Origin of the sequence: Frondihabitans cladoniiphilus, assembly GCF_039544345.1 — a bacterium.
Taxonomy (GTDB): Bacteria; Actinomycetota; Actinomycetes; order Actinomycetales; family Microbacteriaceae; genus Frondihabitans; species Frondihabitans cladoniiphilus.
In genome coordinates this window covers 178175-193351 of record NZ_BAABLM010000004.1, presented here as the reverse complement: position 1 = coordinate 193351, position 15177 = coordinate 178175, and the positions used below count along the sequence as shown (strand labels likewise).

Genomic DNA, 15177 nt, shown 5'->3' with positions numbered 1-15177 from the left:
CGTTCTCTAGACTGCCGCACCGTAGGCTCGGGTGTCATGCGCCTGTACCTGATCCGCCACGGCCAGACCCCCGCGAACGTCGAGGGGCGGCTCGCCACGGCGGCTCCCGGCCCGGGGCTGACGGAGCGCGGCGTGGAGCAGGCGGCGGCTCTGCCCGCGGCGCTCGCCGACGCGGGCATCGAGGAGATCCGCGTCTCGACGCTGGTGCGCACGCATCTCACCGCTGCGCCTCTGGCCGCGTCGCTCGGCTTGACCCCGGTGGTGGACGGCGGGTTCCGCGAGATCGAGGCGGGCGACCTCGAAGACGCGACCGACGAGGAGTCGTACAAGCTGTTCCTCGACCCGATCTACGCCTGGGTGGCGGGCGATCTCTCGCCCCGCATCCCCGGCGGCCCGAGCGGTGTCGAGTTCTTCGCGCGCTACGACGCTGCGGTCGCCTCGCTCGCGGCGACCGGTATCGCGGTCGGCGCCGTCGTCAGCCACGGCGCGGCCATCCGCATCTGGGCCTCCGCACAGGACCCCGCGCTTCCCGCCGCCTTCCTGACGACGCACAACCTCGACAACACCGGAATCGTCGCGCTCGACGGCTCGCCGTCCGAAGGGTGGCGGATCGCATCGTGGGCCGGCGACCCGGTCGGCGGCGAGACCCTCGCGGATGCGGCGGCGCCGGACCCCACGGGCCAGCGCTGACCTTCGTCTGCTGTCGCTTGCGGCGGGCGCCCGTCGTTTCGGCGAGCCCCTGTGTTTTCGGCAGGCCCCCGTCGTTTCGGCAAGCCCCCGTGTTTTCGGCAGGCCCCCTCCGTTTCGGCGAGCCCCGCATCCCCGGCACTCTTACCCCTCCGTTTCGGCGAAAACCCGTCGAGCCGCATCAGGGGTTGTGCCGAAACGACGGGGGCCGCCGGCGACGCCCGGTGCGCCGGCGCTAATTGAGCGACTCGAGGAACGTGCGGATCAGATCGGTCACCTCGTCGACGGGCAGCAGCGACGACGCGTGGTCCTGGCCGACGAGCTCGAAGAAGCTGCCGTGCGCCATGCGCCGCGCGGCCTCCTGCGACTGCCGGTACCGGTCGGGATCGTCGGTGCCGGCGAGCAACAGCGTCGGCACCGTGATCTTCGACGCGCCCTCGATTCCGAGCGGCGGAGCCGACTCCAGCCCTTCGAAGTAGGCGCGGAGGGCGACCGGGTCGTTCTGCTGGAAGGCCAAAGCGGTGGCGGCGTCGATGCGGCGGTGACGGTGCGCGCCCCAGGCCTTGATGAAGCCCTCCATGCCGCCGGTCTCGAGCGCCTCGCGCCAGGTCGGGAAGAAGGTCCGCCCGATCTGGTCGGTCATGGCCTCGAACGAGCCGCCGATTGTGGTGAGGGTGCGGAGCCGCTCCGGGGTGCCGGCGGCCATCCGAAGCCCGATCCGCGCCCCGACCGAGTACCCGACGTAGTGGACGGGCCCGAGGTCGACGGCGTCGAGCACGCTCTCGACGTCGCCGATGAACGCCGGCGGCAGGTACGACGAGACCTCGTGAGGTTTGCCGCTTCGGCCGTGCCCGCGCAGGTCGAGGGCGATGACCGTGAAGTCGCGTTCCAGGTCTTTCAGGTAGCCGAGGCCGCGCCAGGTGCCCTTGGAGAGCCCCGATCCGTGCACGAGCAGCAGCGGTTCGCCCGAACCGCCCACCTCGTACGCGATCTCGGTGCCGTCGGTCGGATTGCTCGTTGTGCCCCGCATGCACCCATTCTGGCGTGAGGAGCGAGCATCCTTGTCCCCATGACCCTTGGCTACTCGAGTGACCAGATCCGACAGGCGGAGAAACCTCTGCTCGACGCAGGCGTTCCGCTGATGCAGCGGGCCGCCGACGGGCTCGCGGACGAGATTCGGCGGGTGCTCGAGAACCGCGGCACGACGCCCGGGGTGGTGCTCGTGCTCGCGGGCAGTGGCGACAACGGCGGCGACGCGCTCTACGCCGCGGCACGGTTGGCCGCGACCGGCGTCCGGGTGCGCATCCTCACGACAGGCACGAGATGGCACGAGGATGCCCTGGCCGCTGCCATCACGGCGGGCGCCGACGCCGGCGACCGGCACGCCGAACCCGGCACCCCTGCGTTCGAAGCCCTGCTCGACGGGGCCGACGTCGTCGTGGACGGGATCCTCGGCATCGGCAGGACGGACAGCCCGGCGCTCCGGGGCCGAGCGCGCGACGTCGTCCAGGCGGTCCGGCCGAGCGTCCTCCGTCGGATGTCGGGTGCGCCGGTAGTCGTCGCCGTCGACATCCCGAGCGGGATCGGATCCGACGACGGGGCCGTGCCCGACCCCCTCGTGCTGCCCGCCCTCGTGACCGTCACGTTCGGGGCGGTGAAGGCGGGGCTGCTGCTGCCTCCGGCGTCGGGTCTCGCGGGCCGGATCCACCTCGTCGAGATCGGCTTGGACCTCGACGGGGTGGACCCGGTCGTCCACACCGACTAGCAGCGCGCCGCGCGCCGCGCGACGCATCGCGGACTCCGAGACGCGCCGCGGCACGGTGCGGTGACCGGGATACGTCGCGCGGCGGCCCGGCTAGTTCTTGCCGACGACCGAGAGCGGCTGCGTGATCGACTCCAGCGATTTTCGTTCTGCGTCCACCCCGAGGATCGCCGCCACGATGCCGCCGGCGATCATGATGCCGGCACCGAGGAAGTATCCGATCGTCAGGGGGCCACGATCGGTGCCGTCGCCCACGAGGATTCCGTAGATGAGCGGTGCGACCGACCCGAAGATCTGGCCGATGGCGAAGAAGTACGAGATGACCTGCGAGCGGATCTCGAGCGGGAAGATCTCCGACACCGTCAGGTACGCGCTCGACGCTCCTGCCGAAGCGAAGAAGAACGCGACGCACCAGAAGATCGTCTGCGTCACCGCGTTCAGCACGCCGGCGCTGAAGAGCCCAGCCGAGACGGCCAGCACGATGCCGGAGATGACGTAGGTCGCGAAGATCATCTTGCGACGGCCGATCGAGTCGAACAGCGGGCCGAGCACCAACGGGCCGATCAGGTTTCCGATCGCGAACGGGAAGAAGTACAGGCCCGTGAGGCCGACGTGGTAGAAGTTCGTGAGCACCAGGGCGTACGTAAAGAAGATCGCGTTGTAGAGGAACGACTGCGTGATCATCATCGTCAGCCCGGTGACGGTGCGCTTGGGGTAGACGTGCCACAGCACGTGCCAGATCTGCGAGAACGGGATGCTGTCGGTGCGCTTGACCTCCATCGCTTGGCTGTCGTCGACCGGCTCGAGCACCCCTCCTTCGCTCTGCACGCGACGCTCGATCTCGTCGACGGTGTCTTCCGCCTGCTTCTCGTAGCCGTGGGTCATGAACCAGCGCGGGCTCTCGGGGATGTTCTTCCGCAGGAAGATGATGGCGATGCCGATGACCGGACCGATGAAGAACGCCAGGCGCCAGCCGACGTTGGTGGCGAAGTAGTCGTCGTTGAGGAAGAAGAGGTTGGCCGCCGCACCGATGGCGGCGCCGCCCCAGTACGTGCCGTTGATGGCGATGTCGACGCGACCACGGTACTTCGACGGAATGAGCTCGTCGATGGCCGAGTTGATGGCGGCGTACTCGCCTCCGATGCCGAGGCCCGCGACGAAACGGAACACGAACAGGAACCACATCGCGGGCGAGAGGCCGGCGACGCCCGATCCGATCAGGTAGATGACCAGTGTCAGGATGAAGAGCTTCTTGCGGCCGAGCTTGTCGGAGAGACGTCCGAAGACCAGCGCTCCGACGACCTGACCGATGAGGTAAGTGGTGCCGAGGGCGCCGACCTGGCCCGACGACATGTGGAACTCGCTCGCGAACCCATTGGCCGCGACGATCTGGATCTCGAGCCCGTCGAGGACCCAGGACACTCCGAGGCCGATGATGATCGACCAGTGGAACCGGGTCCAGGGCAAGCGGTCCATTCGGGCCGGGACGAGGCTCCTGACGGGCCCGCCGCTCCTCGCGTCTGTGGTGGATGTCGACATCCGAGTGCTCCCTCCGCACGACTGCGACGGCCGTGGGGGCCGACCGGTTGCACGATAGTCCCGAGGTGAGCCCCGAGGACCGCTCAGTTCGGCAGGGGCTTTCGCGACGACACGAGGCCGTCCCGAGCGATCACGGCCGCGGCGGTCGCGGCGACGTGCTGGCTGAGACGCAGCTCGCCCGGCGTGCCCTGATAGTCCAGGATCGTGTACTGGCCGCAGGTGATGGTCTGAGCGGGGGCCCCGAGCTTCTGCAGGGGGCTCGTGCCGTAGACGCTGCGGTCGTCGGTCACCAGGTACGAGATGTCCTGCCCCCGGTCGTCGGCGGCGTTCTCGAGCCAGACGTGGGCGCCGTAGCCGGATCCGATCTGCAGCAGCTTCACACTGGAGTCGCCGTAGGCCTGGAGGGCGCGGATGGTCCAGAACTCGCCGGCCCCGGTCAGGTCGCGGCCGCCGATCCAGTTGGAGAGGCAGGTCGCCGGGGCGTACGCCTGGGTCGAGGGCGCGGTCGTGGTCACGCGCACCGAGGCGACGCCGATCACGGCGCCCGCGATGAGCGCGACCGCGAGGATCCGGCGGCCCATCGGGGCCGAGGCCCCGTCTCGGGGAAGCGCCACCCCGGACCGTTCGGGGAACCGCTCGAGCGCGTGCACGAGCAGCACCACGGCCGAGCAGGCCGGCGCGAAGAAGAGCGGCATCAGGTAGCGGGTGGCGGTCTCGCCGAGGACGACGGACCCGGCGACGGTGACGAGGATCGAGACGGCGGGAATCACGAGCCCGAGAGCGATCCGCGTCGGCCAGCGTCGCACGAGGGCGACGATGGCGAGCGCGAAGGTGCCGGCGAGCGCCACGGCCAGGAGCGTCATCTCGATCGAGCCCTGCCAGCCGGCGGCGGTGCCGAAGAACTCGTCGATGAACGTCTGCGCGCTCCGGTGCCACGCGCCGAGGTGGAAGTACGCGCCCATCGATCGGGCGATGTGGGCCCTGAACGGCACCCGCAGCAGGTAGCCGACGAGAGTCGCCGCCACGAGGACCGCCGTGGGAACGAGGGCCGCACGGAGAGGGAACGATCGCCGGCGAAGCAGAAGAGCGAGGGTGAGGATGCTCGGGGCCACCGCCCAGAGGAGGATCAGTGGGTTCGACAGCACGGCCAGCGCCGTGACGATCCCGAGCCCGACGAGTGCGGCGCGCCTGCTCCGTGCGCTCCGGCCCGCCACGCTCGCGATCACGAGGGCGAACGAGGCGACCATCGCCAGCGTGGTGCCGTAGTAGTACGACGTGGTCAGGAAGAGCGACACGAGTTCGAGCCCGTCGCGCCCGGGATCGTGTTCGAGCAGGGTGCCACCGAGCAGGATGGCCACCGGGACGAGGGCGACGAGGATGCGCGTCAGGCGACCTGCATGCCGGGCCACGACGGCGACGAGGCCGCGGAGGAGGGCGTAGAGGGCGACGACGATCACGAGCGCGTTGACGAGCATCGCCGCGTGCGGGTCGGGGAAGAAGAGCGAGACGGCCGCGTAGACGGGGATCTCGGGGACGAAGAACAGGACGGACGACAGGGCCCAGTCGAACGGCTGCCCCTCCCGGAGCGAGCGCTCGATCAGGGGCATCAGAACGGAGTCGCCGTTCGTGAAGAACACGACCGATCGGGCCGAGAGGACGACGTGGGCGAGGGCGGCGAGACCCAGCACCAGCGCAGCGGCGCCACCGCCGAGTTCGAGGGCGACCGAGCGGATACGGGAGTGGCCGGCGGGGGGAGCGAGGAGCGTGTCGCTGCCCGCGGACGAGCGGGGCGACACGGTGCGGTGGAGCTGCATCCTTCGAGATTCTTCGCATCCGCTATGAGCCGACTGGACTTCCGATGACGGTTCGGTAACGAGTGGGGGCACGACGAAGACCCCGATCGAGCGAGCCGATCGGGGTCTTCGGGTGATGCGGTGCCGCGAGGACGCGGCGCCGCGGGATCTCGTCGCTAGTCGGCGAGGATCGTGTAGAGCGCGCGGCGCAGCTCGTCGATCTTGGCCTGACCGGCAGCACGCTGCTCGGGGGTGGCGTCGAAGGCGAACTGCTTGATGACACCGGCGAGCTTGACGGCACTGCCGATGAACTCGTCGTGCGGGCCCTCGACGGCGGTCGCGTCGGACCAGGCCTTGGCGATCTCCTCGCCGTGCTCGGCCACGTAGGAGCGGCCGGCCTCGGTCAGGTCGAAGGTCGACTGGCGACCCTCGCCGGACTCGACGATGAGGCCCTCGTCGACGAGCTGGGCGAGCGTCGGGTAGACCGAGCCGGGGCTCGGCTTCCAGGCGCCCTCGGTGCGCTCGCCGATGGACTTCATCAGGCCGTAGCCGTTGGCGGGGGCGTCGGCCAGGAGCGACAGGATCGCGAGGCGGACGTCGCCCTTACGAGCACGGCCGCGGCCGCCGCGACCGGGGCCGAAGCCCGCGGGGCCGCCGAACCCGGGGAAGCCCGGGAAGCCGGCGCCGGGGCCGAAGCCGCGACCGGCACCCTGGCCGAAGCCCGGGCCGAAGCCGCGGCGACGAGCGCCGAAGCCGGGGCCGAAGCCCTGGCCGCCGAAGCCCTGTGCGCCGAAGGCGGCGGCGCGCCCGTCGGAGTCGTGGTGGTGGTGTTCAGGAGTGAAGTGGTTGTGTCGGGTACCCATGAGGTACTCCTTTCGGTTGAATGTCGGGGACCGCCTTCGGTGGCGATAGCTCAAAGATATATCGTGATAGTTCGTTAAGTCAACACCGACTTCGAAATCTTTTCGCGGGATGCTCTGGCAAGCTGTCGGGATGGCATCCGACTCCTCCACCTCCGTCACCGTCACGCGCGTTCGCGGCACGGGGATCGCCAAGGGCACCTACGTCCGGGTCAGCACCATCGGAGACTCGGGGGAGCGGCCCTTCGTGCTCGTGCCCGGCATCGGGGTCGCCAGCAACTACTTCGAACGACTGGCGCCGAACCTCAATGAGTTCGGCCCCGTGCACGCTCTCGACCTCCCCGGATTCGCCGGGGTCGCGCATCCCGCCGAGGCTCTCAGCATTCGCAAGTACGCCGACCTCGTCGGGCGGGTGATCGACGAGATGCAGCTGAACGATCCGGTCGTCGTCGGGCACTCGATGGGCACTCAGGTGGTGACCGACCTCCTCGCCCGTCGGCCGGACCTGACGACCGCGGTGCTGATCGGGCCGGTGATCAACCCGCGCGAGCGGAGCATCGGGCGGCAAGCGGTCCGGTTCCTCCAGTCGGCCTGGCACGAGCCGGGCGACGTCAAGTTCCTCGCCGTCACGGCCTATCTGCTCTGCGGGCCGAAGTGGTTCTCGCGCATCCTGCCGAAGATGATGCGGTTCCCGATCGAGCGCGCCCTGCCGAAAGTCCAGGCCGACACCCTCGTGATCAGGGGCGAGTTCGACGCCGTCGCCCCGCGCGAGTGGGTCCGACGGGTCGGCGAGCTCCTGCCGTCGTCGCGCCTGTGGGAGATCCCGGGTGCAGCCCACTCGGTGATGCACGCCCACGCCGAAGAAGTGGCGCGGCTGTGCGTCGAGCACGCCGAGCAGCCGCTCGAGTACGACGAGGGCGGGGTCCTCCGCAGGCTGACGCACGACCAGGCGAGTCAGAGGCGTCGGGCGTCGGCGGATCCCGATCTGGGCGACGTGACCAAGGCCGTCGCGGGCCGGTTCGTCGAGGCGGTCGGAATGCTGACCGAGGACGACGAGACCATCGCCAAGGGGAAGACCGACCACGCCGAGGCGATGAAGTCCGCCCACGAGAAGGGCGACGCGGAGTCCGCCTGATCGCACCGCTCGCCGACGGGGCGGGTGCCGTCAGTGGTAGTTCGACGGCCAGTCGAAGGCCGGCTCGGCTCGGACGACCTGACCGGCCGGCGCCACGACGAGCTCGATGCTGTCGAGGTCGTGCAGCACGATCGACGACGGGTCGCCGAGACGCCTCTCGCCATCGACGAACACGGTCAGGGTCTGGGTGAGGTCGCCTCCGCTCGCGCCGATGTGGCGCGCGTCGAGCCGCACGTCCCACTCGGTGAAGAACTGCCCCAGCGTGAAGTCGTGCACGACGGGGGATTCGACGTGGATGATCCCCGACGTGTTGTGGGTGTGGAGGCTGGTGGCGAAGTGCTGCGCCTCGTCGAGACCGATCTGGCCGGGCACCGTCACCGGATGCCCGTCGACGACGATCGAGAGATGCGCGTGGATGTGCTCGGCGAGCTTCTGGCCGTAGACGTTGTCGAGACGAGCGAGAGCGGCGCGGGCATCCTTCGTGCCGAGACCTTCGGGAGCCGGCCAGGGCGCCTCGGTCGCCGCACCGTGGGAGAGATCGACCGCGGTGGCGCGCTCGTGGGCGACGACGGCCGCCGACACGATGCCGAGGATCGCCAGGAGGGCGACGACCACGAGGAGGAGCCGGGCCTTGACGGCCGCCGCGGGGGCGGGCATGGCTCAGTTGCCCTGGCCGGCGATGAGCGGGGCCAGGAGCCCGAGCACCCAGACGCCGAGGAACACGGCGGAGGCGACGAAGAGGTAGACGCTGCGACGCCGACCGGGCTGCCCGGGGCCGCTGCCCCAGAGCGCCGAGCGCTGGACGACGGTGCGGGCCTCGGACACGATCTTGGCGACTTCGGAGTCGGTGCGGTCGTACGTGTTCTGCTCGTCGAGGGCGACGATGCGCTCCGCTTCGTCGAGCGTCATGCGAACGGTGCTGCGACGGGGGCGGGTGGGCATGATCCCAGCGTGCCACTCCTCGGCTGGGCGTGCATCCTGGGGAAGGACGCAGCGTGCCACGCGGCGGACCCGACGAGAGGAATCACGATGAGCGACGACACGAAGTGGGACGACGGTTTCGTCGAGGACGAGGAGAACCTGAAGGAGGACCTGGCCATCGTGTCGGGTGACGGCGACCCCGTGCCCGACGAGGTGAAGGGGTTCGACATCGACATCACGGAGGGCGACGGTCCGCTGCTGGAAGGCGGCGACGACGTCGACACGGGGTCGGCGGGCGGGCACCGCGCCGGGCTCTGAGGCGGCTGCCGGCCCTCGGGTCGCACATCGCGAGTGATTCGCCGCGCCGGCCCCGCAGCCGCCCGTCGGTGCGTGGGGCCGGGCGCTGATCGCTCGCGATTTGCGCACCCTGGAGAAGCTGCCGTCTACAGGGGCTGCCTTCTACAGGGGCTGCACCCCGAACGCCGTCGCCAGCCGCTCGATCTTCTGCGCGCGGCCGAGGCGGGGGAGGTCGCTGCCGTCGCGAATGATGCGGCCCCGGCTCTCGAAGTCGGCCAGGAAGTCGCGGGCCCACGCGGTGTCGGACGGCGTGGGGCTGATCACCTCGTTGATGACCGGCAGCTGCTCGACGTCGAGGCAGAGTTTGCCCGTCAGGCCGAGCGCGACGGCGACGGACGACTGCTCGCGGAGCACGCCGTGGCTCGAGCCGACCGTGGGGCCGTCGATCGGGCCGGGCAGATTGCCGATGCGCGACGCGATGACGAGCCGGGAGCGCGGGTACGCCATGGCCATGTCGTCCGAGCTCGTACCCGTGTCGCGGCGGTAGTCGCCGCTGCCGAACGCGAGACGGAACGCCCCGCGCGCGCTGGCGATCGACGGCGAGACCTCGATGCCCAGAGCGGACTCGACCAGCGGCAGCACGGCGTGGTTGCTGCCGAGCCGGTCGTAGGTCTCGGTGACGTGCTCGGGCACCTCGGTCTTGGCGAGCATCACGCCGAGGAGGCCCGGCAGGCCGCGAAGGGCGTCGACGTCGTCCGACCAGAACGGCGTCGAGTGGTCGTTGATGCGCACCCAGGCGCTCCCTCCCGCCTCGAGCCAGCGGACGACGTCGTCGCGGGCCTCGGGCTTGCGCTTCGGGTCGACCGCGTCTTCGATGTCGAGGACGATCTGGTCGGCGCGGGACCGGGCGGCGGTGTCGAATCGGGCCGGGTCGGTGCCGGGGACGAGGAGCCAGGATCGCGCGATCTCGGCGTCGGGACGCGGCTTCGGGGTGGTCGGGTCGGTCTCCGGGCTGTTCGCAGGAGAGGGGGTGTCGCTCATCGGGCCTCGTACTCGTTCGTCGTCGATCGGTCCCTCTACGCTATCGGCCCCGGGGGATCCCATGTGCGGCCGGGGGTCGCGGGGTTGCGCACACGCGGCGAGGGACCCCCACTCGCGGCCCGGAGAGGGGTACTGTCCGCCAGGAACACCGATCACGAGGAGCTACGCATGACGGATCCGAACACGCCTGGCCACGAGGGGAACCCCTCCTCGCCGGTGCTGAACGACGAACGGCCCGGCTTCGACGAGCCCGGCACCGACACGGTTTCCGACGAGACGCGCACGGACGCTCCGCAGTCCGAGTCGGCGGCGTTCGACGAGCCTTCCGTCGACGACGAGCACGCTGCCCCGTCCGACGAGCACGCTGTGTCATCCGACGAGCACGCTGCCCCGTCCGACGAGCACGAGGCCGTGCCCGCCGCCGACGCGATCGGATCGGGGGATGCCGCCGCCGCCTCTTCCGCCGAGGTCACGCCGACCCGCGCCTGGTCCGTCGGCTCCGCGGACTCCTCGCACGAGACCGCTGCCACGGCGGCCCCCGCCTCGTCCGAGACCCCCGCCTCCTCCGAGACCGCCGCCGCGTCCGTCGCCTCGAGCGAGCGCCCCGAGCAGACGGCGCCTCCGCTGTCGCCCCCGGCCACCTCCGTGCCGGCGTCCGCCCCCGGCGGACCGCTGCACGACGACAGTGCGTTGCGCGCCGCCGAGGCGGCCCGAGCCGGCGAGACCGGCGAGACCCGTGCATCCCACGGCACCGAATCGGCGGCAGCCGGCCCGAGCAGCGCGGCTCCCGCCGAGACCCCCGCCGCGGCCAGCACCTCCGCGCCCCTCGACCAGGACGACGTCGGAGACACCCGCATCGTGACGCCGAACGGCGCGCGCTCCTCGGCCGCTTGGACCCCGCCGCCCGCGCCGGCCTCGCCGACCGAGTACGCGGCACCCGCCGCGGCAGCCACGCCCACCCCCTACGCCCCGCCGACCGGTCAGGCGACCACCGCGATCCCCGTGGCCCCCGCGACCGGGACCATCGGCACCTCGCCTGCGGAGCGCCTCGGCTTCGGCGACCAGATCGCCGGCGGCGAAGACGGCTTCACGCCGGAGGAGATGGCTCAGCGTCGCGCGTTCCGCGACGAGATCGCCTTCCGCCAGAAGCAGGAGTTCGCCGGGATCAACTTCGGCAGCGCCTTCTTCGGCTGGCTCGCCGCCGTGGGTCTCGCGGGCATCCTCTACCTGATCGCCGGCGGCATCACTCTCGCCACCGGTCTCGCCTCGACCTCGATCATCACCGGGTCCAGCCGCGAGATCCGGTCGCTCGGGTCGGTCTTCGACACCGACACCTTGCGCATCACGGCGCTCGTCGTGTTCCTCGTCATCGTCTTCGTGTCGTACTTCGTCGGCGGATTCGTCGCCGGCCGCATGGCGCGCTTCTCCGGTCTCAAGCAGGGCCTCGCGGTCTGGCTCTGGGGCGTCGTGATGTCGATCATCGTCGGCGTCGTCTTCGTCGTCCTGGCCAGTCAGAGCGAGCGCTTCACGTCGCTCGGAACCAACGCGGACGGCTCCGCCCTCTCGCTCAGCGACCTGACCAGCGTGCTGGCGATCGTCGCCGAGGCGCTCCTCGTGGTGCTCTCGCTCGGCGGCGCCCTCGTCGGAGGGCTCGCGGGCATCCGCTTCCACCGCCGCGTCGACCGTTTCGGTTTCGAAGAGGTCTGATCGGCCGCAGCCGCACCGAGTCACACCGAGTGGTCCGTTCCCGGGCCCGACCGCCGTGTCGGAGCCCCGGAGCGGACCTCTCGTCGTCGGGGGATCAGTCGTGCGTGGACCGCGGGGTCACTGTTCCGTGAAGTAGGCGACGGTGGCCGGGGCCTCGAGGCCGGCGAGCAGGTGCACGTACACCTGCCATACGTCGTCGAAGAGCACCTCGCGGTCGATGTGCTGGTCGTACCAGCGCACGAGGTCCGCCCGGCCGACCCGTGCATCCTCCGCCCGGTAGTCGACGGCCACGACCTCGCCCTCGACCCGGGTGGTGCGGCGGCGGCCCAGGACGCGCCCCGTCGCCCGCTCGACGAAGACCGATTCGTCGGTCACGGCATCGAGCGGGGGATGCGCGGCTCCGCTGCCCGCGCCGGCCACGTCGACCGCCCCGACCGGGCTGCCCTCGGACGGCCCCACCACGCGCGTGCCGACGTGCGCCGACACGACGTGCGCGTGCGGCGGCAGCGATTCGGGCAGGCTCGTGTCCTGCCCTTCCGACGCGTCGCGGACCGCGCGCTCGGCCGACTCGCGGATCCGATCGCGGAGGGCGTGGCAGGAGGAGGCGACGTCGCGCATCCAGGTCTCGAGGCGCCCTCGGTCGTCGGCCGTCAGCGAGTCGTCGCCCGGCGGCATGGCCGCGGTGAAGACGCCGATCTCGGGCAGGGTCTCCCACTCGAGCGAGAGGCGGGCGAACGAGCCGGCGCGGGGCATGAGCAGGAGGCGACTGGTGGTGAGCGTGGCCGCGAAGTGCAGCTCGGGGTCGGAGAGCAGGCCGTCGATGTCGACCGCTGCGCCGAAGACGCGATCGGGCAGCACGAGGCCGACGGTCAGCTCGTGCCAGAGGGCGGCGGAACCGAGCGAGGGGGATCGGGTCACGACGGTCGCCTCACTTCCGGAGCAGGAGGGGGAAGACGACGATGGCGAAGACGAAGAACACGGCCGACGCGCCGAACACGATCCAGGTCGAGCGCGGGAGGGTCGTCTGACCGGAGTCGGCCTTGCGGGTGAGGCGGCGGTGGCGACCGACCGCCTGGACGGCGACGATCACGACGATGGCGGCGATGAGCAGGCCGACGAGCAGGTATTCCACGGCCTCAACTATCGCAGGCTCGAGGCGGCATCGGGTCCGTCGAGCGGCCCGCACGGGTCGAGGGGATCGGTTTTAGCCGGAAAGTGATCTGATTGGTCGTCAATCTGGACGAACTCTTTCCTCTCGCTAAAGATTTTGGCTAGTGTGGCATAGCGACTCGGCTGGTTACCGAGCGCACTGCGTCGATGAGGACGAGTCGGTCGTCGTTCTCCTGATCCGAGTGCCGCCCGGCTCGTAACCCCTCTCGACGTCGACATGCCCCCGATGCCTTCTGGCTCGGGGGCATGTTCGTCGGGCCGCGCGGACGAGGTGCCGACCCGCTCCGGGTGAAAAGGGCCTCCGGGATGGACGCGGACCCCGCTGTGGGGTAGAAACGAGTACACCTCGCCTAAAGGATCAGGTAGGCGAGTCGGCGGCGCGGGACCTCCTCCGGGGTCCCGCGCCGTGTCTGTGCCCGCCGGCTCAGCGACCCGCGGCGTAGCCCTGCGAGCCGCGCGAGGTCGCGGCCGCCCGCAGGAGGCCCGTGGCGGGATCGACGCCCACCATCGAGAGCCGCCCGAGAGCCCAGTCGCCCGCTCTCGTGATCCGGTGCCCCCGTCGCGCGAGGCCGTCGAGCACGTCGGCGCCGAGACGGGTCTCGACGACGAGCCCCGCGGGCTCCCAGGTGCGGGGCCAGAACGAGCCCGCCAGGTGCGTCGTGTGGAACATCGGGGCGTCGATGGCCTGTTGGGGGTCGTAGCCGCCGACGATTGTCCGCAACAGGTAGAGCAGCTGCCACTGGTCCTGCTGATCGCCGCCCGGTGTTCCGAGTGCTTCGGCCGCGCGGCCGTCGACGAGCAGCATCGTGGGGCTCAGCGTCGTCCGCGGCCGTCGCCCCGGACGCAGGCGGGACGGCGACGATTCGTCGAGCCACGACATCTGGAGCCGCGTGCCCAGGCAGAAGCCCAGTTCGGGGATCGTGGGCGACGACTGCAGCCAGCCTCCGGACGGGGTGGCGGACACCATGGTGCCGAACCGGTCGACCACGTCGACGTGGCAGGTGTCGCCGCGCGTCTCGCCGGTGACGCGGACCGTGGGCTCGCCGGTGCCCGCCCGCCCGCTCGTCGGCGACGCGTGCTCCTCGACGAGGGGCGGCAGGAACGCGGTGCGCCCGGGCACGCGGCCCGGTCGGAACTCGGTCGAGGCCTCGGGCCCGATCAGGGCGGCCCGCTCGCGGGCGTACTCGGGCGAGAGGAGCACGTCGAGGGGCACCGGCTGCTCGTCGGGCCCCGGGTCGCCGTAGTAGGCGTCGCGGTCGGCGAGGGCGAGCTTGAGCGCCTCGGTGATCGTGTGCACGCCGAGCTCGGTGGACGGGTCGAGGTGCTCGTCGTCGAACGTGTCGAGGATCGCCAGCGTCTGGAGCAGGACCGGCCCCTGGCCCCAGGCGCCCGTCTTCGCCACGGTGACGCCGCGGAACGCCAGGGTCGTCGCCTCTTCGACCGCCGGGGTGAACGCGGCCAGATCGGAGGCCCGGAGCACCCCGGCGTGGTCGCCGCCGGTCGAGTGCCGGTGCGGCGTCGCCACGAAACGCTCGATGGCCTCGGCGACGAACCCCGAGCGCCAGGCGTCGAGGGCCCCGAGGATGCGCGCCTCGCGCCCCGCGGTCGAGTCGCCGAGAGGGGCGGCGGCCTCGTCGCCCGCTGCCAGGAGTCGTTCGAGAGTGCGGGCGTACGCCTCGTTCGTCACGATCGAGTCGGGCTCCGGCGGCTCGCCGTCGACGAGCCACTGATCGCGCGAGGTGGGCCAGTGCTCGGTGAAGAGCTCCTGCACGGTGGCGATGGTCCGCGCGGCGGACGGGAGCAGGGGATGCCCGTTCCGTGCGTAATGGATGGCGTGCTCGAAGACGCCGCGGAGCTCCCACGTGCCGTGCTCGGCCAGCAGCATCAGCCACGACGGCACACCCCCCGGCACGGTCGCGGCCAGGGCGCCGGCACCCGGCACGAGGTCGAGGCCCTCCCTGCGGAAGTGTTCGATCGTCGCCCCCTCGGGCGTCGGCCCCTGCCCCGAGACCACGTGCGGCCCCGGGTCGTCGGCAGTGGAGTAGATCAGGGACAGGTCGCCGCCCGGCCCGTTGAGGTGCGGTTCGACGACGTGCAGCACGAACGCCGCGCTCACCGCGGCGTCGATCGCGGTGCCGCCCCGCTCGAGGACGGACTGGGCCGAGGCACTGGCCAGCCAGTGCGTCGCGGCGACCATGCCGAAGGATCCGCGGAGGACAGGGCGCGTGCGGTGGGCGTCGGGGGGAGTGAAGGGCATGCCTCCAT

General features: G+C 71.1%; 15 protein-coding genes. 5 read left to right on the top strand and 10 right to left on the bottom strand.

Annotated elements, in window-relative coordinates; genetic code table 11:
• Positions 1–36: 36 nt before the first annotated feature.
• On the top strand, positions 37–690 hold the full coding sequence (locus ABEA39_RS11870; RefSeq protein ID WP_345376089.1) for a histidine phosphatase family protein: 654 nt from the start codon (positions 37–39) through the stop codon (positions 688–690).
• A 232-nt stretch (positions 691–922) separates the two neighbouring features.
• On the opposite strand, the gene ABEA39_RS11865 is transcribed toward ABEA39_RS11870, so the two are convergent.
• Positions 923–1717, bottom strand: a complete 795-nt coding sequence (locus ABEA39_RS11865; protein ID WP_345376088.1) for an alpha/beta fold hydrolase — start codon at positions 1715–1717, stop codon at positions 923–925.
• 39 nt (positions 1718–1756) lie between these two features.
• Here ABEA39_RS11865 and ABEA39_RS11860 point away from each other — a divergent pair, with 39 nt between their 5' ends.
• Positions 1757–2452, top strand: a complete 696-nt coding sequence (locus tag ABEA39_RS11860; protein WP_345376087.1) for an NAD(P)H-hydrate epimerase — start codon at positions 1757–1759, stop codon at positions 2450–2452.
• A 90-nt stretch (positions 2453–2542) separates the two neighbouring features.
• On the opposite strand, the gene ABEA39_RS11855 is transcribed toward ABEA39_RS11860, so the two are convergent.
• The 3 genes from ABEA39_RS11855 to ABEA39_RS11845 all read right to left on the bottom strand — a co-directional run bounded on the left by ABEA39_RS11855 (position 2543) and on the right by ABEA39_RS11845 (position 6644).
• Positions 2543–3925, bottom strand: a complete 1383-nt coding sequence (locus ABEA39_RS11855; protein ID WP_345376086.1) for an MFS transporter — start codon at positions 3923–3925, stop codon at positions 2543–2545.
• A 146-nt stretch (positions 3926–4071) separates the two neighbouring features.
• Entirely contained in the window at positions 4072–5802 is a 1731-nt protein-coding gene (locus ABEA39_RS11850) for a hypothetical protein (RefSeq protein WP_345376085.1), read from the bottom strand.
• A 155-nt stretch (positions 5803–5957) separates the two neighbouring features.
• A complete protein-coding gene (locus ABEA39_RS11845) occupies positions 5958–6644 on the bottom strand; it encodes a PadR family transcriptional regulator (RefSeq protein WP_345376084.1) in 687 nt (228 codons plus the stop codon).
• A 130-nt stretch (positions 6645–6774) separates the two neighbouring features.
• On the opposite strand from ABEA39_RS11845, the gene ABEA39_RS11840 reads away from it, so the two are divergent.
• A complete protein-coding gene (locus ABEA39_RS11840) occupies positions 6775–7776 on the top strand; it encodes an alpha/beta fold hydrolase (protein WP_345376082.1) in 1002 nt (333 codons plus the stop codon).
• A 30-nt stretch (positions 7777–7806) separates the two neighbouring features.
• Here the strand turns inward: ABEA39_RS11840 and ABEA39_RS11835 are convergent, their stop codons facing one another.
• Together ABEA39_RS11835 and ABEA39_RS11830 are read right to left on the bottom strand one after the other, a co-directional pair.
• The gene (locus ABEA39_RS11835) at positions 7807–8433 is read right to left on the bottom strand and encodes a hypothetical protein (protein WP_345376081.1); all 627 of its coding nucleotides are present in this window, start codon (positions 8431–8433) and stop codon (positions 7807–7809) included.
• A gap of 3 nt (positions 8434–8436) precedes the next feature.
• The gene (locus tag ABEA39_RS11830) at positions 8437–8718 is read right to left on the bottom strand and encodes a hypothetical protein (protein ID WP_345376080.1); all 282 of its coding nucleotides are present in this window, start codon (positions 8716–8718) and stop codon (positions 8437–8439) included.
• 87 nt (positions 8719–8805) lie between these two features.
• Between ABEA39_RS11830 and ABEA39_RS11825 the strand changes: the two genes are divergently transcribed.
• Positions 8806–9015 carry a hypothetical protein gene (locus ABEA39_RS11825; RefSeq protein ID WP_345376079.1) on the top strand — a complete coding sequence of 70 codons (210 nt, stop codon included), beginning with the start codon at positions 8806–8808 and terminating at the stop codon, positions 9013–9015.
• A gap of 141 nt (positions 9016–9156) precedes the next feature.
• Here the strand turns inward: ABEA39_RS11825 and ABEA39_RS11820 are convergent, their stop codons facing one another.
• Complete coding sequence (locus tag ABEA39_RS11820; protein WP_345376078.1) at positions 9157–10035, bottom strand: HpcH/HpaI aldolase/citrate lyase family protein; 879 nt, start codon at positions 10033–10035, stop codon at positions 9157–9159.
• Between the two features lie 168 nt (positions 10036–10203).
• On the opposite strand from ABEA39_RS11820, the gene ABEA39_RS11815 reads away from it, so the two are divergent.
• The gene (locus tag ABEA39_RS11815) at positions 10204–11742 is read left to right on the top strand and encodes a YrzE family protein (protein ID WP_345376077.1); all 1539 of its coding nucleotides are present in this window, start codon (positions 10204–10206) and stop codon (positions 11740–11742) included.
• A 117-nt stretch (positions 11743–11859) separates the two neighbouring features.
• Here the strand turns inward: ABEA39_RS11815 and ABEA39_RS11810 are convergent, their stop codons facing one another.
• The 3 genes from ABEA39_RS11810 to ABEA39_RS11800 form a co-directional block, all read right to left on the bottom strand.
• Entirely contained in the window at positions 11860–12660 is an 801-nt protein-coding gene (locus ABEA39_RS11810; protein ID WP_345376076.1) for a hypothetical protein, read from the bottom strand.
• A gap of 10 nt (positions 12661–12670) precedes the next feature.
• Positions 12671–12874, bottom strand: coding sequence for a hypothetical protein (locus ABEA39_RS11805; protein ID WP_345376075.1), 204 nt, complete (start codon positions 12872–12874; stop codon positions 12671–12673).
• Between the two features lie 462 nt (positions 12875–13336).
• Positions 13337–15169, bottom strand: coding sequence for a gamma-glutamyltransferase family protein (locus ABEA39_RS11800; RefSeq protein WP_345376073.1), 1833 nt, complete (start codon positions 15167–15169; stop codon positions 13337–13339).
• Positions 15170–15177: the final 8 nt, after the last annotated feature.